Below are 22555 nucleotides of genomic sequence, written 5' to 3' on the forward strand. Positions count from 1 at the left end.
CGGCATCCTCCTGAACGATCGGCAACCGGCCCACGTACCGAGGTGTGCACAGTCCGCGCACAGTACGCGGCACTGATCATCTTTGTCATCTGGCCGGAGGAATGTGCGGTGGCCCTGAACAACACTTACGACGCAAGGCTGGTCCAGCAGGAGACCGCTGTGGGAGCGGGCGTTCAGATCCTGCTGCTGGCTCTGCTCGGCTCGGCGATCGGCCTGGGGCCGGCGGGCTGGGTGACCGGTCTCGTCTTCGCCATCGCCACCTGGGGGGTGCTCTCCCGGGCGCTGTACCGCTCCAGCCTGCGCTCGTTCGGCCCGGCCAACCGGGTCACGCTCGGCCGGGCGACGCTGGTCGGCGGGGTGACCGCCCTGGTCGCGGACTCCTTCGAGAGCACGCCGCCGGTGACGCTGCTGGTCGGCCTGACGGCCGTGGCCCTGATCCTCGACGGCGTCGACGGCAAGGTCGCCCGTCGCACCGGCACCTCGACGGCGCTGGGCGCGCGCTTCGACATGGAGGTCGACGCGTTCCTGATCCTGGTGCTCAGCGTGTACGTCTCGATGGCGATGGGACCGTGGGTCCTCCTGATCGGCGGCATGCGCTACGTGTTCGTCGCGGCGGCCCGCGTCGCCCCCTGGCTCAACGCCCCGCTCCCGCCGAGCACCGCCCGCAAGACGGTCGCCGCGCTCCAGGGCGTCCTGCTGATGGCGGCGGGCGCGAACCTGCTGCCGTACGCGGCCAACTTCGCCGTCGTGCTGCTGGCGCTGGGCTCGCTGGTGTGGTCCTTCGGCCGGGACGTGCTGTGGCTGTGGCGCACCTCGCGGATCGCCGCGCAGGCTCCGGCGCCGAAGGTCCTGGAGCTCGTGTAGCTCCCCTCTCCCATGGGGCAGGGCCCGGACCGGGTTCACGGTCCGGGCCCTGCCCCATGGGCTTTCCGCGTGGTTACGGCCGTGCCGACCGCGTCCGTACGACGGCGAAGGCGGCCGCCGCGAGGCCCAGCACGCCGACGACCAGCCCCGCGATGCCCAGTCCGCGGGCGGTGGAGTCACCGGCGTCGGTGGCGGTGACCTGGACCGTGCCGCTCTCGGTGCCGGCCGTGCCGCTCGCGCCGCCCGTGCCCTTCGAGGCGGCGTCGGCGGTGCTGTCGCCGTCGTCCGACGCCGTCGCTGTCAGCTTCAGCACCGGCGCCGGGTTCTCCGGTTCGTCCGCGCCCGCCTCGGCCTCCTCGATCCAGCGGACCGTCCTGCCGTCGGAGTAGGTCTGGAGGGTCTTGAAGGCCAGCGACCCGATGTCGTCGGGGAGCCGGCCGAAGGCGACGTCGAAGTCCTCGTACTGGCCGGCGCCGATCTTCCCGCCGGTCCAGGTGATCTCGGAGACGGCCTCGGTGATCGTGCCGTCGTCGGTCTTGACGGGCGTCGTGAGCTTCGTGGTCGTCACTTTCGCGGTCCAGCCGTCCTGCGGGTGGACCAGCACACCGAGCACGGGGTGGTCGGTGGGCAGGAAGACCTGGACCTTGGTGGTGCTCGCGGTGTCCTCCTCGTCGGGGACCCGGAAACTCAGGACGCCGTCGGTGGCCCCCTTGGCGTAGCTCTCGGGGTGCACGGTGACGTGCGCGGAGGCGGCACCTGCGGTGGCGAGGACCGCGGCGGCGGCCAGCACGGTGCCGAGACCGGCGCGGCGCAGGGCGGGGTGTGTCGTGAACATGAGTGGGTGATCTCCGTACGGGAGGAATGGGGGTCCGGCTCGAGGCCGGCTCGGGGTCAGATCGCGTACGGGATCGGGGCGGGCGGTCCGCGGCGGCTCACCGCGTGGCGCAGCAGCCGCTGGCGGGGCGGGCCGGGAGCCGGGGCGGCGGGGTGGACCGACGGCACGGGCAGCGGGACGGGGGTCCCCCGCCACCAGGCGGCGAGGCCCGGCAGGAAGGCGACCGCCCAGCGCAGCAGCGACCACAGGGCGGCCTCTCCGCGCCGCAGCCACCAGGAGGCGGCCAGGGCGGCTAGGACGTGGGCCGCCGTCGCGTGCGGGGTCATGGCCGTGACGGCGTGGGCGTGCAGGTGCACACCGTGCGCGTGCATACCGTGCGCGGACGTCATGGGCATGGCGGGCATGGTCTGCGCGGCCGTACGGGAGCGGGCCGCGTCGAAGGCGACGTGCAGGCCGGCCTGGGTGGCCAGCATGGCCGCGCCGATCCCGGACAGTGCGCGTTCCCGGGCGCCGAGCAGCCACCCGGCGGCGAAGACGGCCAGGAATCCGGCGCCGTCCGCCCACGGCGGCGGCGTGTCACCCGTGGCGAGCCCGTGCCCGGCGGCGGCCAGCAGCACGCACACCGCGGCGAACACCGCGGCGCGCAGACTCCGCAGGGCCGGGGACGCACTCATGGTGAGGGATCCTCCCACGTTCGACTGATACGTCGACCGCCGCTACCGCGTTCACGTGCGCCCGCGTTCACACTCTCCCGTGTGGGCGTCCGCCGAGGGGAGGAGCGCGACGGCGGCTGCCGGTACGGCGGCCAGGAGGAGCCAGGGGACGGCCGGCGGGAGCCCGGCGTCCAGGAGGGCGCCGGTGGCCGCGCTGCCGGGCAGCACGATCAGCCCGGAGACCGAGGACAGCGCCCCGGTGTACAGGCCGAGGCGGCCCTCTTCGGCGAGGTCGGGCACCCAGGCGCGGGCGGCGGGGACGACGAGCATCTGACCGAGCGTGAGCAGCAGGACGAAGCCGGCCGCGGGCAGCAGCCCGGCCGTCCCGGTCGGTCCGGCGGGCCGGGCGGCGGCCACGACGGCGAATCCCGCGGCGATCAGCACGAGCCCGGCCGCCATGGAGCGGCGCAGGCTCAGCCGCTCCCCCGCCCACCGGGTGACCGCCAGCTGGGCGGTCACCACCAGCAGCGACGACAGCGCGAACAGCCAGGCCAGCGGCGCCTGCGAGGCGGCCGCCCGCTCCACCTCGGCGGGCAGCGCGAGGTAGAGCTGGTTGTAGGCGAGGAGATAGGTACCGTACGCGCAGCACAGGGCGAGGAAGCGGCGGTTGCGGAGCAACGGGCCGACGCCGCCGCTTACCCGGACCCGGGAGCGGCCGGGGATGTGCTGCGGCAGCAGCCAGGCGTGACCGGCCAGGACGAGGACGAAGACGCCGGCTCCCGCCAGACACACCGCGCGGAAGTCGACGGCGAGGAGCAGCGCGCCGAGCAGCGGCCCGGCGAACGCCCCGGCCTGCCCGGCGACGGTGAACAGCGCGAGCACCCGGGTCCGCGGCCCACCGCCCGACTCCTCGTGCACGACGGCCTGCCGCGCCACCTCGGACTCGACGGCGGGTGAGAACAGCGCGGCCGCGAACCCGATCAGCAGCACCGCTCCGACGACCGTCCAGGTCTGCTCGGCGTACCCGAGCCAGCCGAACCCGGCGATGCGCAGCGCGCACCCGGCGAGGACGACGGGCCGGACGCCGTACCGGTCGGTGAGCGCCCCGCCGACCACGAACAGCCCCTGCTGGCTGAAGGTCCGCAGCCCCAGCACGAACCCGACCAGCCAGCCCGCCATGCCGACCGCGTCGCCCAGATGCCCGGCGAGGAAGGGCAGGACGGCGAAAAAGCCGGTATTGAAGGCGAGTTGAGTGAGTATCAGCAGGCGCAGAAGCGGGGAGAGCGGAGGCGAACCCTTCGTGCTCCGGCGCGGGGAAAGCCTCGTCACCGTCATCCTGAGATCGCCAACTCTCGCGCCTTGGAGGGCTGTTCGTCGGCAATCGGGTCTGCCGTACGAGGTCGCCGCGGCCGCGTTCGGCGTAGTCCGCCGGCCGCGGTCACCGCCAGTGCGCCGAGGAGGGCGAGGACGGTGGCGGGGGCGAGGACGGCCCAGGGGGCGCGTTCGGCGTAGGGCTGGTTCTCGGCGAGGAGCAGGCCCCACTCGGGGGACGGCGGCTGCGCGCCGAGGCCGAGGAAGCCAAGGGAGGCCAGCGCGAGGGCGATGCCGGGCAGACGCAGGAGGGCGTGGCGGGCCACGGGCGGGAGGACGGCGGGCAGGAGCTCGCTCCTCAGCAGATACCCGGGGCCGGCGCCCAGGGAGCGGGTGGCGGTCAGGTGAAGGGTGGCCCGCTCCTGCCGCAGCAGCGCGCAGGTGTGCGCGGCGAGGGGCGCCCAGGCCACGACGGCCAGGGCGAGAACGGGCGTCGTGGGCCCGCGGCCCCAGAGCGCGGTGACGAGGAGCGCGGCGAGTACCGGCGGTACGGCGTTCACGGTGTCGACGAGCGGCCCGGACAGCCGGGGCAGCAGCCCGAGCAGCACTCCGGCCGTCAGCGCGATCGCGCTGACGGCGAGGGCGAGCAGCAGGGTGTCGAGGGCGCCGTGCGCGACCCGGGCCAGGACGTCGCGGCCGAGCGCGTCGGTGCCGAACGGGTGAGCGGTGGAGGGGGGTCGGAGGCGGGCCGCGGTGTCGAGGGCGAGCGGATCGCGCGGCAGCCCGAGGGAGATGACGGCGGACAGCAGAAGACCGTACGCGATAGGCGGGATCCTGCGGACCGGCGGCGATGGCCGGTGGAGTGTGTGCAATGCGCCGTCGCGCAGCGCGGGGCCGATGAGCAGCCGGGCCGCGAGCCGGGCGCCGCCGGTGGTGACGGCCGCGAGGGCGACGAGGACGAGAGTGCCGGCCCGCAGTACCGGCAGGTCCTGCGCGATCGCGGCCTGCAGGGTGGTCCGGCCGAGCCCGGGGATGTCGAAGATCTGCTCCACGGCGACGGATCCGCCGGTCAGACCCACGACGAACAGCCCGAGGTTGGGCAGCAGTCCGGGCACACAGCGGCGCAGCGCCTTACGGGCGATGCTCCGGCCGGGCAGTCCTCGTGCGGCGGCGGCCAGCGCCCAGGGCTCGGCGAAGGCGGTCGGCAACTGGTCGTCGAGGAGGCGTCCGAGCACCGCGCCGGCGGGCAGGCCCAGGGCGAGCGCGGGCAGCACGGTCCACTGCGGGCCGTACCAGCCGAGAGCGGGCAGCCAACCCCACTGCACACCGACGACGGTGGCGAGCACGGAAGCGGTCAGGAACTCGGGCAGCGCGGCGAGCACGGCGCAACCCGAGCCGCCCGCGGGCCGGCCCTCAAGTCGCCGCCGCGCACCGAGGTACAGGGTGCGGGCGCACACGCCGGCGGCGGTGACCAGGGCGACGGCCGACGCCACCACCATCAGCAGCAGCGACGCGCCGAGGGCGTCCAGGACTCCGGGCAGGACGTCGGCACCGGAGATCCACGACCGTCCGGCGTCGCCGCGCGGCAGCCCCGCGAGCCACTGCCCGAGCAGCCGCAACGGGCCGTCCTCCAGTCCGAGTTGGGCGCGGACGTCGGCGAGCACCTCGGGGGTGGCGTCACGGTCGGCTGACCGCGCCTTCAGCACGGTCAGCGCCGGGTCGGTGTGGGACAGCCAGGGCAGCAGCCCGATGCCGCACACCAGCAGCGCGGCCAGCACGGCGCGCCACAGCAGCGCGCCCATTCTGCTCCTCATGCCGTCAGCGCCGGGTCCCGGCGCCGACGAGAGCGCGCTCGTACGGATCGAGGAGTACACCACTGACCTTGGCGCCGACACCGGTGATGACACGCTGGTGGACGAGCGGGACGACGGCGTCCGTGCCGAGGATCGCGGCCTCGGCGGCCATGGCGGCGTCCTGCCGCTCGTCGGTGCCGGCCACCGTCTGCGCCTCGGCGACCGCCCGGTCGACGCCCTTGTCGCACAGCAGGGCGAGGTTGTAGCCGCCGTCGCAGGTGAAGTCACCGGCCAGGAGGGAGACGGGGTCGCCGGTGTCGAGGAGGCTGTTGCGGGCGCCGACGAAGGCGTCGAACTTCCCCGCGAGCGCGTCGCTCTCCAGCCGCGAGTACTCACGCACCTCCAGCTTCACCTTGAAGCCGGCCTTCTCCAGTTGCTGCTTCAACACCTGTGCGGCTTCCGGGAGTTCGGGCCGGTTGGCGTAGGTGGCGAGGGTGAGCGAGGCACCGCCGGGGCTACCGGCCTTCGCCCGCCCGGCGGGCTCGACGCGCTTGCCCTCGGCCCAGGTGACGGCGGGGCCGTAGATACCGGCGCCGGCGTCCGCGTGTCCCTCGTAGACGCCCTTGGCGAGCGCGGAGGTGTCGACGGCGGCGCGGGCGGCGGCGCGCAGTGCCGGGTCCTTGAAGACGCCCGACTTCACGTTGAGAAGCAGGCTGGTCGTGCGGGTCGTGGCGGTCTCGCGGCGGGTGTCCGCGTCGAGGGTGGCGGCCTGGGAGACGGGTATCGCCTCGGCGAGGTCGACCTGGCCGGTGCGCAGGGCGTTGGCACGGGCGGTGCCGTCGGCGATGAAGCGCACGTCGACGCCTGAGGCCTGGGCCCGGCCGCCCCAGTAGTCGTCGAAGCGGTCGAGGCCGGCGGCGGTGGCGCCGGTGACCCCGGTGAGTTCGAAGGGGCCGGTGGCGGTGCCTGCCGGGTCGACGGCGCCCTTCGTCCCGTAGGCCTTCGGGGCGAGGACGGCGAGTCCGGGACTGGACAGGCGCAGAGGCAGGACCGGGTCGGGGGCGGCGGTGGTGACGCGTACGCCGGTGCCGCCCTCCGCCTTCGCCGTGAGGGTGACGCCGGAGAGCGCGGCCGGGGCCGGCTCGGCCTCGGTGGCGTGCGTGAGGGAGGCGGCGACGGCGGCGGGCGTGACCTCCGTACCGTCCTGGAAGACGGCCTCGCGCAGGGTGAACAGCCAGTTGCGGGCGTCCTCGCGGCGCCAGGACGCGGCGAGCGCGGGGGCGGCGGCGCCGTTGGCGTCGAGGCCGGTCAGCCCCTCGGTGACCCCGAGGCGGCTGAGGATCGTGGCGTCGGCGCCGTACGGGGAGAGGTTCTCGGCGGGCGGGAAGGCGAGGGCGACGCGCAGCCGGGAGCCGTCGCCGGCGCCGGAGGCCGCAGCGTCGTCGCCACCGGAGGAGGCGAAGCAGCCGGCGAGCAGCGGGGTGAGGAGGAACGCGGCGAGAGGCCGGGGAGGACGGGGGCCGCGGGGACGGCGGGGGAAGCGCATGGAGTTACCGGCCTGGGGGACGAGGGCGAGAGGAGGAAGGAGGGGCAGCAGCGGCAGTGACGGAGGGAGCTGGGGAGCCTGAAGGGACGGAGGTAGTGGAAGGGGAGGGGGAGGCGGGGCGGAGGGCGCCGAGGGGGACGTCGAAGTGCACGATGCCCTGACTGCCGGTCACCTCTTCCCGCTCGTCGTGCACGACGGTGCCGAGCGACCGCCAGAACCCCTCGGCTCCCTCCACGGCCGGGTCCGTGTGCAGATAGACGGACCGGTAGCCGCCGTCCGCGGCCGCGAAGGCGAGGAGTTCGGCGACCAGCCGCCGGGCGAGGCCGCGCCGACGGTGCTCCCGGCGGACGTAGACGCGGCGCAGTTGCGCGGTCGTGCCGCAGGGGTAACGCTCGGCGACGTGGCGCGGGTTCGGCGGGTGCGCGGGCCCCCGGGAGTCCAGGGCCGCCGTGGCGACGACCTCACCGTCCGCGCCGTCGAGCGCGACCAGCAGGGTGTGGCGGGCCGGGACGAGGTAGGCGGCGTCGGGGTCGATGATGTCGCCGTGCCAGCGGGGCACGTAACCGGTTCCGAAATCGCGGTAGACGGTGTCGAGCATGACGGCTCGGGCGCCGTCGAGGTCCTGGGGGCCCGCGGGCCTGATGCAGTAGTCACGCACTTGCACATCTTATGCATTAAGCACAGAAGGTTGATCACTTAACCACCACTCCCGGATTTGACAGAGATCACGGCACGCCCCTAAATCTAGCCACATGACTTTCATTTTCAACAAGGGGGTGCTGTGATGCGCGTCGCGTTCGTGGGGAAGGGCGGCAGTGGCAAGACGACCCTGTCGGCCCTGTTCGCCCGGCAGTTGGCGCGATCCGGCGCCCCGGTGCTGGCCGTGGACGGCGACATCAACCAGCACCTGTCCGAGGCGCTGGACCCCACGGCGGGCACGGCGCCCTTCACCGCCCCGCCGCTGGCCGCGCATCTGGGCGACATCAAGGACCTGCTACGCGGCACCAATGCGCGGATCACCTCCCGCGAGGCGATGGTCAAGACGACCCCGCCGGGCCGCGGCTCCCGGCTGCTGCGCCTCCTGGGCGACGACGCACTGCACACGCGGCACGTCCAGAAGGTCGGTGGCGTGCCGTTGATGGTGACGGGCGAGTTCGACGAGAGCGACCTGGGGGTGGCCTGCTACCACTCCAAACTGGGCGCGGTGGAGCTCTATCTGAGCCACCTGGTGGACGGACCGGGCGAGTACCTGGTGATGGACATGACGGCCGGCGCGGACGCCTTCGCCTCCGGCCTGTTCACCCGGTTCGACATGACGTTCCTGGTGGCCGAACCCACCCGCAAGGGCGTCTCCGTCTACCGCCAGTACCGCGACCACGCCCGCGAGTTCGGCATCCCCCTCGCCGTGGTCGGCAACAAGGTGACCGGCGAGGACGACCTGCTCTTCCTCAAGGAGGAGGTGGGCGACGACCTCCTCACCCACCTCATGCACTCCCCGTGGGTCCGCTCGGCCGAACGGGGCAACCCACACGGCGAGTTGGAGGCACCCAACCACCATGCCCTCAACCTCCTGCGCGAGACGGTCGACGCCCGCGGGAAGAACTGGCCGGTCCTCCACCGCCACGCCGTGGAGTTCCACCTCCGCAACGCCCGCGCCTGGGCGGACGCGGCGACGGGCGAGGATCTGGCGGCCCAGGTGGACCCGGAGTTCACCCCGGGCCCGGCATCACTTCACTGACAGGAGCGCGGCCAACTCCTGCGCACCCTCGCCGGCATGAGTCGGCCGTGGCGGGCCCGGCGGTAATCGCTTCCAGTGCCGCGTACGCAGAGGCGAACCACGGTTCGTCCCGACGCAGGCGGGCCGTCGCGAGCCGGTCCCCCGCGGTGATCTCCAGGCCGACGGCGTAGACGCTCGGGGTGATCAGCAGGAAACGGGCGACGCGCTCGGGGTGGCGGGCCGCGTAGAGGACCGCCAGGTTGGCTCCGCCGGAATGGGCGAGCAGGTCGATGCGGTCGAGGCCGAGATGCTCACGCAGGGCCTCGACGTCGTCGACCAGGCGATCACATCGGTACGACGCCGCGTCCTGCGGGATCGCCGACTCCCCCGTGCCCCTCGGATCCAGCCCGATCAGTCGGCGGTGCGACGTGAGCCCACCCAGGTCACCCAGGTAATTGGCGGACTGCATGGGCCCGCCGGGCAGACAGACCAGGGGCGGTCCGACTCCGGACTCGTGGTGGGCGAGGCGGGTTCCGTCGTGGGCGGTGAAGGTGACCACGTGCCTGAGCGTTTCAGGGCGGTCGCCGACGTAGAAGCGCATGGCGGTCGGCGTCCACTCCACGGCGTACGTGTGCCAGGCGTCGGCGCGGCCCGCCGTTCGGGTGGGTCAAGTGAAGTCGTAGGTGCCGCCGCCCGCCTCGGTGCAGCCCTTGCAGTACTTGGCCCGCAATGCCCATCACTCACGGGCATCCACGGAAGTGGGGCGCGGCGGACGCGCGCTCCCGCACCCGCGCCCGCCGCGCCCCGTGGCCTCAGGCGGCCTTCGCCACCCCTTCCCGGTGGCGACGGATGATCTCCGCGTAGTGGCGTCCGGTGCCCTTGATCGTGCGGGCCTGGGTGGGGTAGTCGACGTGGACGAGGCCGAAGCGCTTGTCATAGCCGTAAGCCCACTCGAAGTTGTCCAGCAGGGACCAGGCGAAGTAGCCGGCCAGCGGTGCGCCCTTGCGGGCGGCCGAGGCGCAGGCGGCGAGGTGGCCGGTCAGGTAGGCCTGGCGCTCGGGGTCGTCGACGGTGCCGTCGGGGCGGACGACGTCCGGGTACGCGGAACCGTTTTCCGTGACGTACAGCCGCCGGGCGCCGTACTCCTCGGTCAGGCGCAGCAGCAGCGTCTCGATGCCGCTCGGATCGACCTCCCAGTCCATGCCGGTACGCGGGACACCGGCCTGGCGTAGGGAACGAGCGTGCGGAGCAGGACCGTTGGGGTCGTCGCTCACCCTCGCCGGGAAGTAGTAGTTCAGGCCCAGCCAGTCCAGCGGAGCGGCGATCCTCGCCAAGTCATTTGGCTGTTCCGGGAGTTCGACGCCGTACACCTCCCGCATGTCGGCCGGGAAGCCCCGGCCGTGAACCGGGTCGAGCCACCAGCGGTTGGTGTGGCCGTCCATGCGGTGGGCGGCGGCGATGTCCTCGGGGCGGTCGGTGGCCGGGTGGACGGTGGAGAGGTTGTTGACGATGCCGATCTCCGCGCGCGGGACGGCCGCCCGAATGGCCTGGACGGCGAGTCCGTGGCCGAGGAGCAGGTGGTAGGAGGCGCGGACGGCCGCCGTCAGGTCCGTGAGGCCGGGGGCCATCTTGCCTTCGAGGTGGCCGATCCAGGCCGAGCACAGGGGTTCGTTCAGGGTGGCCCAGTGGGTGACGCGGTCGCCCAGCCGCTCGGCGACGACCGCCGCGTACGCGGCGAAGTGCTCGGCGGTGCGCCGCTCGGGCCAGCCGCCGCGGTCCTGGAGAACCTGCGGCAGGTCCCAGTGGTAGAGGGTGACGGACGGGGTGATGCCCGCCCCCAGCAGACCGTCGATCAACTTGTCGTAGAAGTCCAGGCCCTTGGGGTTCGGCGGACCGTCGCCGCCCGGCAGCACCCGGGGCCACGAGACCGACAACCGGTAGGCGTTGGAGCCGAGTTGGCGCATCAGGCCGATGTCCTCGCGCCAGCGGTGGTAGTGGTCGCAGGCGACGTCGCCGTGGTCGTCGTCCGCGATCTTTCCGGGAGTGTGCGAGAAGGTGTCCCAGATCGACGGCGAACGGCCGTCCTCCGCCACGGCTCCCTCGATCTGGTACGCCGAGGTGGCGGTCCCCCACAGGAAGTCCTGGGGCAGGGCGGCAAAGTCGATGGTCACTGAAGTCCTCTCGGAATCGAACGGGTTGCTCACTTCACGGCTCCGGCCGTCAGTCCGGCGACGAGATAGCGCTGGAGCAGCAGGAAGCCGGCCACCACCGGCACACTCACGACCAGCGAGGCGGCCATGATCTGGTTCCAGTAGACGTCGTTGAGGGTGGAGTAGCCCTGGAGTCCGACGGCGAGCGTGCGGGTGGTGTCGTTGGTCATGACGGAGGCGAACAGCACCTCTCCCCAGGCGGTCATGAAGGCGTAGACGGCGACCGCCACGATGCCGGGTATCGCGGCCGGTACGACGATCCGGAAGAGCGCGCCGAGCGGGCCGCAGCCGTCCACCAGCGCCGCCTCGTCGAGGTCGCGCGGCACCGAGTCGAAGTAGCCGATCAGCATCCAGATGGAGAAGGGGAGGGAGAAGGTCAGATACGTCAGGATCAGCCCGCCGCGCGAGCCGAACAGCGCGATGCCGGTGGCGTTGCCGATGTTGACGTAGAGCAGGAACAGCGGGAGAAGGAAGAGGATGCCCGGGAACATCTGCGTCGACAGCACGGTGACCGTGAAGGCCCGTTTCCCACGGAAGTCGTAACGGCTTACCGCGTAGGCGCTGAACACGGCGATCACCACGGAGCAGACGGTCGCCGCGCCCGCCACGACCAGCGAGTTCACGAAGTACCTGGCGAGCGGGACCGTCGACCAGATGTCGATGTACGGGCGGATCGTCAGACCGCTGGGCAGCCAGTGGAACTCGCCCGTGACGTCGGCGAGGGGTTTCAGGGAGCTGGAGATCATCACGTACACCGGCAGCAGCACGAACCCGGTGAGCAGGGTGAGGAAGATCCGCCGGGACCAGACAAACGAACTCGGTGGAGCCAGCGCGGAGTTACGACGCACGAGAAGCCCTCCGTCCACGTGAGGTGACGGCGAGGTAGACGCCCGTCACGGCCAGCAGGAAGACCAGCAGCAGGACCGACATCGCCGAACCCGTGCCGAAGTTCCAGGTCACGAAGGAGGCTTGGTAGATGTGGACCGAGATGAGGTCCGCGGCCTCCGGGGCGGCCCTGCCGAACAGGACGAACGGCGTGTTGAAGTCGTTGAACGTCCAGAGGAACAGAACCAGGATCAGTACCTGGTTGACCGGACCCAGGGACGGCAGGGTGATGCGGCGGATCTGCTGCCACCTGCCCGCGCCGTCCAGTGCGGCCGCCTCGTACAGCTCGCCGGGGATGTTCTGCAGGCCGGCCATGACGATGAGGAAGGCGAACGGCCAGCCCTTCCATACCGACACGGTGAGCAACGCGTAGAAACTGTTGTCGCCGATCAGCCAGAAGGACGGCTTGTCGGTGAGGTGCAGCTGGTCGTGCAGGACGTGGTTCACCAGGCCGTTGTCGTGCTGGAACATGAAGACCCAGGTGATCACGGCCGCGTAGACCGGCAGGGCGTACGGCACCAGGAAGAGCGCCCTGAGCAGGCCCCGGCCGCGGAAGGTGTCCTGCATGAAGATCGCCGCCGCGGTGCCGATGAGCCAGCACAGGCCCACCGAGAGCAGGGTGAAGCCGACGGTGACGAGGAAGGAGTGCAGCAGGGCCTCGCCGACGGGGGCGTCGAAGTCCACCGACACCTTGTAGTTGTCGAGGCCGGACCAGGGCGCCGTGCCCCAGTCGCGGATGTAGAACTGGGTGAGCTCCTTGAAGCTCATCATGATGCCGATCACCATCGGCACGAGGTGTACGAGGAGTTCGAGAACGAGAGCGGGCAGGAGCAGCAGGTAGGGCAGTCCGATACGGCGGATCCGGCCGGGACGCGGGCGCGGGGCCCGGCCGGGGCCAGGGTCCACCCGAGGCTTTTCCACCTCGGCCGTGGTGGTCATCGGGCTCACTTCGCCGGCATTTGCTGCTGGGCCTTGGCGAGCTTGGCCTTCACCGACTCGGCGGTCACCGGGCGCCCGGCGGCCGCGTCGGCGAACAGTTCCTTGACGGCCGTACCGATCACCGTCTCGAACTGGGACTCGTCGGCGACCTGCGGCAGCGCGGCGGCGCTCTTGGCGAGGGTGTCCTTCAGGACCGCGTTCGCGGGCGAGTTGAACCCGGCGTCCGACTGGGCGGAGGCGACGGGCGGGATGGTGCTGTAGGCCTTGTTGAGGATTTTCTGCTCCTCGTCGCCGGTCATGAACTTCACGAACTCGGTGGCGCCGTCGAGGTTGTCGGTGTTCTTGAAGACCGCCAGGTTGATGCCCGCGACCATCGAGTTGACCTGGGCGCCGGTGCCGGGGGTGCCGGACTGCACGGGCACCGGGGCGATGCCGTACTTGTCCTCGCTCATGCCCTGGGACTTGAGGTTGGCGGACGCGGTCTGCCACAGCAGCATCGCCGTCTTCCCCTTGGCGAAGTCGCTCACGGACTGGTTCTGCGCGTACTCGGCGTTGCCCGGCGGGATGGCCTTGTCCTTCGCCATCAGGTCGACGTACTGCTTGACCGCCGAGACCGCGCCGTCGGACGTGAAGTCGGGCTTTCCGTCGGCGGTGAAGTAGTCGGCGCCGTGCTGTTTGGCGAAGGTGAAGACGTGATGGACGTTTTCCGAGACGTTCGCGCCCTCGGCGCCCAGGACCTGCTTGCCCTTCGCCTGGATTTTCTTGCCGTCGGCCACCAACTCGGCCCAGGTGGACGGCGGTTGGGCTATGCCGGCGTCGGCGAAGATCTGCTTGTTGTAGTAGAGGGCGTAGGCCATCGAGTACAGCGGCACCGCGGCCGGGTCCTTGCCCTCGGCTCCCGTCGAGCCGAGGGCTGAGTCGACGAAACGGTTTCTGCCGCCGATCTTCGCGAAGTTCGCCTCGCCCCAGGGCAGCAGCGCGCCCGTGGCCTGGAGCGAGGCCGACCAGGTGTTGCCGATGTTGAGGACGTCGGGGCCCTGGCCGGACGTGGTCGCCGTGAGGATCCGGTTGAGCAGGTCCGACCAGGGGACGACCTCCAGCTTCACCTTGATCCCGGTCCGCTTCTCGAACTTGTCGAGTTCCGGCTGGAGGACCTTCTTGTCCACCTCGATGCTCGCGCCCTGGTTCGAGGCCCAGTACGTCAGGGTCTTCGGCGAGTCGTTGGAACCCTCGCCGTCCGTCGAGGTGCCGCCTCCACAGGCCGTGGCCGCGAGGGCGAGTGACATGAAGACGGCGCCTGTGGCCGCGGCTCGGATGGTGCGCATGGGTCGGCTCCCGGTGTCATCAGGACTTAATTTAGGACGTGAGTTAAACCTCGGAAGAGGGCCGCGTCAAGAGTTCCGGCACGGTCCGGGGAACTCCCGTCCCACCACTTGACGCACACGTTCGGGTAGTTGAAGCATTCAGCGCTGAGAGAGCGCTCTCCATACAGCGACCGTTCACTTCCTTAAATCAGCCGTTCACTTCGAACGGCCTGGACCGAGGAGAGCCGCCCATGCCCCACACTCCGTCGTCGGAGCCGCCCGCCGTGCGCCGCAGAGCAGTCCTCGCCGCCGCCACGGCCGCGGCGGCCCCCGCGCTCGCCGGACTCGCCTCCGCGCCGGCCTCCGCCGCCCCGCGCGGGAAGCGTCTGCGCGCCCTTCCGGGCGGTGGCGACCTCGGCTCGAACGTCCTCGTCTTCGACCCGTCGACCCCGGACATCCAGGCCCGGCTGGACGCGGTGTTCCGACAGCAGGAGTCGGCCCAGTTCGGCACCGGACGCTATGCGTTGCTCTTCCGCCCCGGCTCTTACCACGGCCTCAACGCCCAACTGGGCTTCTACACCTCGATCGCGGGCCTCGGGCTCTCCCCCGACGACACGACCATCAACGGCGACGTGACCGTCGACGCGGGCTGGTTCGGCGGCAACGCCACGCAGAACTTCTGGCGTTCGGCGGAGAACCTCGCGCTCGTCCCGGTCAGCGGGACCAACCGGTGGGCGGTCGCCCAGGCGGCCCCGTTCCGCCGGATGCACATACGCGGCGGCCTCGACCTCGCGCCTTCCGGCTACGGTTGGGCCAGTGGCGGCTACATCGCCGACAGCCGCGTCGAGGGCGGGATCGGCCCGTACTCGCAGCAGCAGTGGTACACCCGGGACAGCGCGATCGGCAGCTGGCTCAACGGCGTGTGGAACATGGTGTTCTCGGGGGTGGAGGGCGCCCCCGCGCAGAGTTTCCCCAACCCCCCGTACACCACGCTCGACACGACCCCGGTCTCCCGGGAGAAGCCCTTCCTGTATGTCGACGGCGCCGGCGCGTTCCGCGTCTTCCTGCCCGCCAAGCGCACCAACGCGCGTGGGGTCACCTGGGGCAACGGCACACCGCGCGGCAGCTCGCTGCCCCTGTCGCGGTTCTACGTCGCCAAGCCGGGCGTCTGCGCCGCCACGCTCAACCAGGCCCTCGCACAGGGGCTGAACCTGCTGCTGACGCCGGGGATCTACCACCTCGACCGGCCGGTCCAGGTGAACCGCGCCGACACCGTCGTGCTGGGCCTGGGTTACGCCACCCTGATACCGGACAGCGGCGTCACCGCGGTGAAGGTGGCCGACGTCGACGGCGTCCGGCTGGCGGGCTTCCTCGTCGACGCCGGCCCCGTCAACTCCCCGACCCTGCTGGAGGTCGGTCCGCCCGGAGCCTCGCGCGACCACTCCGCCAACCCCACCACCGTCCAGGACGTGTTCGTCCGGATCGGCGGCGCGGGCGCCGGCAGGGCCACCACCAGCCTGGTGATCAACAACCGGCACACGATCGTCGACCACACCTGGATCTGGCGCGCCGACCACGGCGAGGGCGTCGGCTGGGAGACCAACCGGGCCGACTACGGCCTCGTCGTCAACGGCCACGACGTGCTGGCCACAGGCCTGTTCGTGGAGCACTTCAACAAGTACGACGTGCAGTGGAACGGCCAGCGCGGCCGCACGATCTTCTTCCAGAACGAGAAGGCCTACGACGCGCCGAACCAGGCGGCGATCCAGAACGGCTCGGTAAAGGGTTACGCCGCCTACAAGGTCGGCAACCACGTCACCGCGCACGAGGGCTGGGGGCTGGGCAGCTACTGCTACTACAACGTCGACCCGACGATCGTCCAGCACCACGGCTTCGCCGCCCCGAACGTACCGGGTGTGAAGTTCCACGACCTGCTGGTGGTCTCCCTGGGCGGCCAGGGCCAGTACGAGCACGTCATCAACGACCTCGGGGCGCCGACCTCCGGCACGTCGACGGTGCCGTCGACCGTGGTGTCGTATCCCTGATCCGCCTGCGCGGACGGCGACGACCCTGATGCGGCGCGGGCCTCGCCCCATGGACGCGGGCCTCGCCCATGGTCGACAGGGGTGGGTGGCACGAGCCTTTGGTTCGTGCCACGAACACCAGGTGTTCGTGGCACGAACCGACAAGGCGGCTTGCGGCCTGCGCCCTCGCGGGGCGAGGCATGGACCTCTACCGCGTCATCGCCGTCGCCGGCGCCGGGGCGTACCCCGTCGGCCGGGCCGAGAAGGTGCCCCGGCCCTGGGTCCGGCTGCGCAGGCGGGTCGCGTAGCCGAACAGTTCGGCCAGCGGCACGGTGGCGGTGACCACCGCCGAACCGCCGCGCACGGCCGAGTCGGTGACCCGCCCGCGCCGCGCGGCCAGATCACCCAGGACCCCGCCGACGGCGTCCTCGGGAACGGTGACCGTGATCTCGACAACCGGTTCCAGCACGACCATCGCACAGCCGCGCAGGGCTTCCCGCAGCCCGAGCCGGCCGGCCGTACGGAAGGCCGTCTCGGAGGAGTCCTTCACATGGGTCGCCCCGTCCGTCAGGGTGACCCGCAGCCCGGTGACCGGATGTCCGCCCACGGGACCCTCGGCGAGGGCGTCCCGGCAGCCGGCCTCGACCGCGCGGACGTACTCCTGCGGCACCCGGCCACCGACCACGGTCGACCGGAACGTGAAACCGGTTTCAGCAGCGCCTCCCGCCTCGTCCGCGCCGAGCGGCTCGACATCGAGCACGATGTGCGCGAACTGGCCCGCCCCACCGTCCTGTTTGACATGCCGGAAGACCAGGCCGGACACCCCGCGGGCGACCGTCTCGCGGTAAGTCACCCTCGGGCGGCCCACGTTGACCTCCAGTCCGAGGCTGCGGCGGATCTTCTCCACCGCCACCTCCAGATGCAGTTCACCCATGCCCGAGAGCACGGTCTGACCGGTCTCCGGATCGGTCCTGACGACCAGCGAGGGGTCCTCCTCGGCCAGCCTGGCAAGTGCCGAGGCCAGCCGGTCGGCGTCGGTGCTCGCGCGCGCCTCGACCGCCACGGAGACGACCGGGTCGGCGACCCCGGGCGGTTCGAGGACGACCCGCGCCCCCGGCGCGCTCAGCGTGGAACCCGCACGGGCCGACTTCAGTCCGATCACGGCCACGATGTCCCCGGCGACCGCGCGCTCCAGCTGCGCGTGCCGGTCGGCCTGCACACGCAGGATCCGGCCGATCCGCTCGATACGCCGGGCGCCCGACTCCCATACCGCGTCTCCCTTCTCGATCGTTCCCGAGTACACCCGCAGATAGGTGAGCCGTCCCGTGGGGGTCGCGGAGACCTTGAACGCGAGCGCCGCGAACGGTGCGGCGGGGTCGGCGGGTCGTTGTTCGCCTACCGCATCCTGCATACGGTCGCCACCCTCGCGCGCGGGGCCGGCACCTTCGTGCATACCGTGGACAGCACCGTGTATGTGGTCGGCGGCATCACTCATACCGTCGGCTCCATGCCGCGTACCGGCGGCACGTGGCATGCCGTCGGCGGCTTCGCGCATACCGCCCCTGGCGTTTCGCATACCGTCGGCGCCACCAGGCATACCGCATACCGGCGGCACGTCCAACGGTGACGGCAGATAGGCGACGACGGCGTCGAGCAGCGGTTCGATCCCGCGGTTGCGGTAGGCCGAGCCGCACAGGACGACCACGCCGTCGCCGGTGCGGGTCAGCTCGCGCAGGGCGCCGGAGAGGGTCTCGACGGAGAGTGTCTCCCGGTCGCAGAACTCCTCCAGGGCGGCCGGGTGCCGCTCCGCCACGGCTTCCTCCAGCAGCCGGCGCCGGCGCAACGCCTCCTCGCGAAGATCGTCCGGTACGACGTCCTCGACGGCCGCCTCACCGCCGTCGCTCCAGGTCAGCGCACGCATGCGCAGCAGGTCGACGACGCCGGTGAAGCCGTCTTCGGTGCCGATCGGCAGTTGTACGACCAGTGGGAGCGGATGGAGCCGTTCCCGGATCGACGCCACCGCGGCGTCGAGGTCGGCGCCCACCCGGTCCAGCTTGTTGACGAACGCGATCCTCGGTACTCCGTGCCGGTCGGCCTGCCGCCACACGGACTCGCTCTGCGGTTCCACGCCCGCGACGGCGTCGAACACCGCCACCGCCCCGTCGAGCACCCGCAGGGATCGTTCGACCTCGTCGGCGAAGTCGACGTGCCCGGGGGTGTCGATCAGGTTGATGCGGTGGCCGTCCCAGTCGCAGCTGACGGCCGCGGCGAAGATGGTGATTCCGCGGTCGCGCTCCTGGGGGTCGAAGTCGGTGATGGTCGTGCCGTCGTGGACCTCGCCGCGCTTGTGCGTGGTCCCGGTGGCATACAGGATCCGCTCCGTGACGGTGGTCTTGCCGGCGTCGACGTGGGCGAGGATGCCCAGGTTGCGCACGGCGGAGAGATGACGGTCGAGGTGGTTGCGCACGGCCCTTGGCCTTTCGGGGTGTTTCCGAGAACGGGCAGCGCGATTCCCGGACGAACGCCGGGCACGTGGTCGCCGTGCCGATGCGCTGACGTGCAGTCAGATATGGCACGTCAGCGAGGCATTGCCGTACTCAGGCGTTCGTCAGGACGTCCGGTGCCGGCCGCGCAGCGAGCACCGGACGGACGGAGACACGAGGATCACCTCGTAGCGGGATCGGGGAGCGACGACAGCGGTGTGGTCACGCATGGCCGGGCCCCCCTCGTTCGTCTCGGTACCGCGCTGCCCGTGTCGTGGGCCGCGCTCGGTTCTGGCGAGTGTAGGGGCGAACGGGCCCGCGCCGCACGCGGTTTGTCGCACGCGCCACGCGGCCGCTCCGGCACGGCTGTTCCGGCACGACTCCGCCTACCGGCGTGGCGCGAGCGCGCCCGTCGGTCACCCGCTCGCGGTCTGCGCCGCCGTGTAGAACTGCCTCCGCACCCGGCGCAGCCACGCGTCGGCGGCCGTCTCGTCGGGCTGTTCGGGCAGCACGCTGCGCGTCTCCGCGAACGCCTCCTCGAAGCCGCTCAGCAGTGGCAGCGCGGCTTCGGGATCGGCCGCGACCTGCTCACCGAACCTGTGGTAGTCCTCGGGGTCGTCGACGCGGATCGTCAACCGCCCTGTGGCGTACAGCTCGTAGCCCTGGGTGCACAGTCGCTTGAGGTGGCGGGCGTGCTTGGCGGTCCGTTTGCGGGTGTCCGCGGCGAGGGGACCTTCGCTGCGGTTCCGTAGCTTGCGGAACTGCTGCGTGGCGTAGCCCAGGTAGGCGTCCCGGACCCGACGTGCGCTGAGCAACGTCTCACGGAGGGAGATGAGTTCCTCGCCGAGCGGGGTCCGCACCTCGTACAACTCGTCCGGCAGCCAGACGAGTTCCATCACGGTCGGGTTGCCGCCGAGGGCGAGTCGGCACCACTTGCCGGCTTCGTGCAGGGTGCGGTCGGGTGACGTGCTGACGTACGACTCCTTGGGCTGGTGCAGACCGTGCAGGTCCTCGGTGGGGGCGGCGAACATGCCGAGCCGGTCCACGTCGGAGCCTTCGTGGGCGAGCCCGTAGGCGGTCGAGCCGACGATGCCGGACAGCAGGATGTTGGTGACGGTCACAGGTGCCCCCGGTCGTTCCCCTGATGGTGATCGCCTGCCCCCTCGGCCGGGCGGCAGGACCGCCATGATGCCCCGGCTCCGGCCCGGACCACCTCGCATTTTCCGGCCGGACGGCCTGCTCCACCGGCGGTCGGGCCCGTGCCCCGCCCCGCCCGGCGCTTCACCCGTACGGATCAGTGCGCTGGTCGAGCGGCCCTGCCGGTGGTGCCGTGTAGGGGCAGACGTAGCAGCAGCGGAGCCCACAGGGTGCCTGGCACGCACCCAGGTCGACGAGAGGAATCCCTCGGGAACCCGCCCGGGGCGCGTTCACGCGGGGACCGGCCCCGCCCCGCCCCGTCCCCGAACCGTCCTCAGGAGGTATTCGTGACCAGCCCTCGCCTGTCGTCCCGCCCGTCCACCCCGCCCCGTCCCGCCGGGCCGCCCGGTCCGGCCGGCCCGACGCGTCCCGGCCGTCCGACCCGTGCGCTGGCCGTCGCCCTGGCCGTCGGCACGCTGCTGGCCACGGCGGCCTGCTCCGACGGGGACGACAGCGCGTCGACCGACGCGAGCACCGCGACCTCGTCGGCCGGCAAGCGGACCGCCACCCCGTCCCCCACCATCACACCGCTCACCTCGGCCGGCGCGCAGACGGCGCTGATCACCGCGGGAGACCTCGAGGACAGCTGGACGCAGGTGAAGACCGCGGCCAGCTGGGGAAACCGGCTGCTCATCGGCACGGTCGACGCCGCCCAGTTCCTCACCGGCAAGACGCAGGCGGCGGACTGCCAACGCCTGCTCGACGGGCTCTACGACGAAGACCTCCTGGGGACCCCGCCCGGCCCGTCGGCGCTCACCGGCTTCACCGAGGGCGACTCGCGGCTGCTCTACCAGGTCGCCGCCTACCAGCCGGCCGGCCTCGACCAGTCGTTCGACTGGCTGAAGTCGCTGCCGACCGCGTGCGACCAGTTCAACGCGGTCGCCTCCGACGGCTCCACCCGCACCGTGCAGGTCGTCGAGGCCTCCCTGCCCAAGGCGGGCGACACCCGGCAGGGCCTCACCGTGACGGTGGCGGGCCCCTCCGGCGGCACCCCGGTCACCCTCACCCTGGACGTCGCCGTCGTACGGGTCGGGGACGACGCGATCACCGTCACCAACGGCGGCACCGACGGCGCGGACCACGACAGCACCGAGGACGCGGTCAGCCACGGCACCACGCGACTCAAGGACGTACGGGAAGGCCGTACGCCGGCGCCCGAGCCCAGCGAGTTCGACTGAGCGCGCCCGGTTCGGATGGAGCGCCTCCCCGCTTCGGCCTTCTTCCTCCGCCCAGCACCATGTGACATATTACTGCTGTGACCAAGCGACCGAGCGGTGACGTCGTGGTCGTCGGCGCCGGCATGGTGGGCGCCGCCTGCGCGCTGTACGCGGCCCGTGCCGGACTGGACGTGATCCTGGTCGACCGGGGCCCGGTGGCCGGCGGCACGACCGGCGCGGGCGAGGGCAATCTCCTCGTGTCCGACAAGGAGCCCGGACCCGAGCTCCAACTGGCGCTGTTGTCGGCTCGGTTGTGGGACGAGCTGGCCCAAGAGCTGGGCGCGGCCGTCGAGTACGAGCCCAAGGGCGGTCTCGTCGTCGCCTCCACGCCCGAATCGCTCACCGCCCTGACGGACCTGGCGGGCGGACAGCGCGCGGCCGGGGTACTGACGGTCCCCGTGGCGGCGGATCAACTCCACGGACTGGAGCCGCACTTGGCACACGGGCTGGCGGGTGGCGTGCTGTACCCGCAGGACGCCCAGGTGATGCCCACCCTGGCGGCGGCCCACCTCGTACGGGCCTCGGGCGCGCGTCTGGAGACCGGTCGCACGGTGACGGGGGTACTGCACGACACCGCCGGGGCCGTGCGGGGCGTCCGCACCGACCGGGGCGACCTCCTGGCGCCGGCCGTGGTGAACGCGGCCGGGACCTGGGGGGCCGAGGTCGCCGCGCTGGCGGGGGTCCGGCTGCCCGTACTCCCCCGGCGCGGCTTCGTCCTGGTCACCGAGCCGCTGCCGCGCCGGGTGCGGCACAAGGTGTACGCCGCCGACTACGTGGCCGACGTGGCGAGCGACTCGGCCGCCCTGCGGACCTCACCGGTCGTCGAGGGGACCGCCGCCGGGCCCGTGCTGATCGGCGCGAGCCGTGAACGGGTCGGCTACGACCGGTCCTTCTCGCTGCCGGTCGTGCGCGCCCTGGCGGCGGGCGCGACGCGCCTGTTCCCCTTCCTGGAACACGTACGGGCGATGCGCGCCTACCTCGGTTTCCGCCCCTACCTGCCCGACCATCTGCCCGCCGTCGGGCCCGACCCGCGGGTGCCCGGGCTGTTCCACGCCTGCGGGCACGAGGGCGCGGGCATCGGGCTCGCGACCGGCACCGGTCGCCTGATCGCGCAGACGCTCACCGGCCGGCGCCCGGAGCTGGATCTGACGCCGTTCCGTCCCGACCGCTTCGACCGCCCCGACCACCTTGCCCGCTCCGCCGTGGAGGCCGCGCCGTGAACCCCCTGAAGCTGGCGCGGGCCCGCCCCGGCGCACCGTTCACCGTCACGTTCGACGGCCGGGAGATCGAGGCGTTGCCCGGGCAGACGATCGCCGCCGCGCTGTGGGCGGCCGGCGTCACGGCGTGGCGCACCACGCGGAGCGAGGGGCGTGCGCGCGGGGTCTTCTGCGGGATCGGCGTGTGCTTCGACTGTCTGGTGACCGTCGACGGCCGCCCCGGCCGACGGGCCTGCCTGGTGGCGGTCGTGCCCGGCGTGGACATCCGTACGTAGGTGGGGACGGGCCACGAGGAGGCGGGTCCCGAGAGGGCAGGTCCCGAGAGGGCAGGTCCCGAGAGGGCAGGTCCCGAGAGGGCAG

18 protein-coding genes and 1 pseudogene are annotated in these 22555 nt (G+C 72.0%); 6 read left to right on the forward strand and 13 right to left on the reverse strand.

Annotated elements, in window-relative coordinates; genetic code table 11:
- The first annotated feature begins 108 nt into the window (after window positions 1–108).
- A complete protein-coding gene (locus ACFWBD_RS04950; protein ID WP_385662725.1) occupies window positions 109–864 on the forward strand; it encodes a CDP-alcohol phosphatidyltransferase family protein in 756 nt (251 codons plus the stop codon).
- Window positions 865–937: 73 nt separating this feature from the next.
- Here ACFWBD_RS04950 and ACFWBD_RS04955 read toward each other — a convergent pair whose 3' ends face one another.
- From ACFWBD_RS04955 to ACFWBD_RS04980, 6 genes are read right to left on the reverse strand one after another with little or no spacing between them, the layout of a single operon-like run.
- Window positions 938–1699, reverse strand: coding sequence for a YcnI family protein (locus ACFWBD_RS04955; protein ID WP_385662728.1), 762 nt, complete (start codon window positions 1697–1699; stop codon window positions 938–940).
- 56 nt (window positions 1700–1755) lie between these two features.
- Window positions 1756–2373: a hypothetical protein gene (locus ACFWBD_RS04960; RefSeq protein WP_385662731.1), complete on the reverse strand. Its 618-nt coding sequence runs from the start codon at window positions 2371–2373 to the stop codon at window positions 1756–1758.
- A 51-nt stretch (window positions 2374–2424) separates the two neighbouring features.
- Window positions 2425–3687: an MDR family MFS transporter gene (locus ACFWBD_RS04965; RefSeq protein WP_385662734.1), complete on the reverse strand. Its 1263-nt coding sequence runs from the start codon at window positions 3685–3687 to the stop codon at window positions 2425–2427.
- Window positions 3684–5477 (reverse strand): ABC transporter permease subunit, encoded by a 1794-nt coding sequence (locus tag ACFWBD_RS04970; RefSeq protein WP_385662737.1) that lies wholly within the window; start codon window positions 5475–5477, stop codon window positions 3684–3686. Before ACFWBD_RS04970 ends, ACFWBD_RS04965 begins: the two co-directional genes overlap by 4 nt.
- A gap of 4 nt (window positions 5478–5481) precedes the next feature.
- Window positions 5482–7002, reverse strand: a complete 1521-nt coding sequence (locus tag ACFWBD_RS04975) for an ABC transporter substrate-binding protein (RefSeq protein ID WP_385662740.1) — start codon at window positions 7000–7002, stop codon at window positions 5482–5484.
- A 4-nt stretch (window positions 7003–7006) separates the two neighbouring features.
- Entirely contained in the window at window positions 7007–7660 is a 654-nt protein-coding gene (locus ACFWBD_RS04980) for a GNAT family N-acetyltransferase (RefSeq protein WP_385662743.1), read from the reverse strand.
- Between the two features lie 126 nt (window positions 7661–7786).
- Here ACFWBD_RS04980 and ACFWBD_RS04985 point away from each other — a divergent pair, with 126 nt between their 5' ends.
- Entirely contained in the window at window positions 7787–8740 is a 954-nt protein-coding gene (locus ACFWBD_RS04985) for an ArsA-related P-loop ATPase (RefSeq protein ID WP_385662746.1), read from the forward strand.
- 37 nt (window positions 8741–8777) lie between these two features.
- Here the strand turns inward: ACFWBD_RS04985 and ACFWBD_RS04990 are convergent.
- From ACFWBD_RS04990 to ACFWBD_RS05010, 5 genes and pseudogenes are all read right to left on the reverse strand, one after another.
- A pseudogene (locus ACFWBD_RS04990) lies at window positions 8778–9278 on the reverse strand (alpha/beta fold hydrolase); the annotation flags it as partial.
- Between the two features lie 253 nt (window positions 9279–9531).
- Window positions 9532–10890 carry a GH1 family beta-glucosidase gene (locus ACFWBD_RS04995; RefSeq protein ID WP_385662748.1) on the reverse strand — a complete coding sequence of 453 codons (1359 nt, stop codon included), beginning with the start codon at window positions 10888–10890 and terminating at the stop codon, window positions 9532–9534.
- A gap of 29 nt (window positions 10891–10919) precedes the next feature.
- Window positions 10920–11759: a carbohydrate ABC transporter permease gene (locus tag ACFWBD_RS05000; protein WP_385662890.1), complete on the reverse strand. Its 840-nt coding sequence runs from the start codon at window positions 11757–11759 to the stop codon at window positions 10920–10922.
- Window positions 11760–11766: 7 nt separating this feature from the next.
- Window positions 11767–12753, reverse strand: coding sequence for a carbohydrate ABC transporter permease (locus ACFWBD_RS05005; RefSeq protein ID WP_385662751.1), 987 nt, complete (start codon window positions 12751–12753; stop codon window positions 11767–11769).
- A 5-nt stretch (window positions 12754–12758) separates the two neighbouring features.
- A complete protein-coding gene (locus ACFWBD_RS05010; protein WP_385662754.1) occupies window positions 12759–14078 on the reverse strand; it encodes an ABC transporter substrate-binding protein in 1320 nt (439 codons plus the stop codon).
- 230 nt (window positions 14079–14308) lie between these two features.
- Here ACFWBD_RS05010 and ACFWBD_RS05015 point away from each other — a divergent pair, with 230 nt between their 5' ends.
- Window positions 14309–16102: a coagulation factor 5/8 type domain-containing protein gene (locus ACFWBD_RS05015; protein ID WP_385662757.1), complete on the forward strand. Its 1794-nt coding sequence runs from the start codon at window positions 14309–14311 to the stop codon at window positions 16100–16102.
- Window positions 16103–16289: 187 nt separating this feature from the next.
- On the opposite strand, the gene ACFWBD_RS05020 is transcribed toward ACFWBD_RS05015, so the two are convergent.
- Window positions 16290–18548, reverse strand: coding sequence for an elongation factor G (locus ACFWBD_RS05020; protein WP_385662760.1), 2259 nt, complete (start codon window positions 18546–18548; stop codon window positions 16290–16292).
- A gap of 432 nt (window positions 18549–18980) precedes the next feature.
- Window positions 18981–19685, reverse strand: a complete 705-nt coding sequence (locus ACFWBD_RS05025) for a DNA polymerase beta superfamily protein (protein WP_385662763.1) — start codon at window positions 19683–19685, stop codon at window positions 18981–18983.
- 363 nt (window positions 19686–20048) lie between these two features.
- Between ACFWBD_RS05025 and ACFWBD_RS05030 the strand changes: the two genes are divergently transcribed.
- From ACFWBD_RS05030 to ACFWBD_RS05040, 3 genes are all read left to right on the forward strand, one after another.
- A complete protein-coding gene (locus ACFWBD_RS05030; RefSeq protein WP_385662766.1) occupies window positions 20049–20939 on the forward strand; it encodes a hypothetical protein in 891 nt (296 codons plus the stop codon).
- Between the two features lie 77 nt (window positions 20940–21016).
- Window positions 21017–22198 carry an NAD(P)/FAD-dependent oxidoreductase gene (locus ACFWBD_RS05035; protein WP_385662769.1) on the forward strand — a complete coding sequence of 394 codons (1182 nt, stop codon included), beginning with the start codon at window positions 21017–21019 and terminating at the stop codon, window positions 22196–22198.
- Complete coding sequence (locus ACFWBD_RS05040; protein WP_385662772.1) at window positions 22195–22470, forward strand: (2Fe-2S)-binding protein; 276 nt, start codon at window positions 22195–22197, stop codon at window positions 22468–22470. The genes ACFWBD_RS05035 and ACFWBD_RS05040 overlap by 4 nt, the downstream gene beginning before the upstream one ends.
- Window positions 22471–22555: the final 85 nt, after the last annotated feature.

The organism is Streptomyces sp. NPDC060002 (assembly GCF_042737245.1).
Taxonomy (GTDB): Bacteria; Actinomycetota; Actinomycetes; order Streptomycetales; family Streptomycetaceae; genus Streptomyces.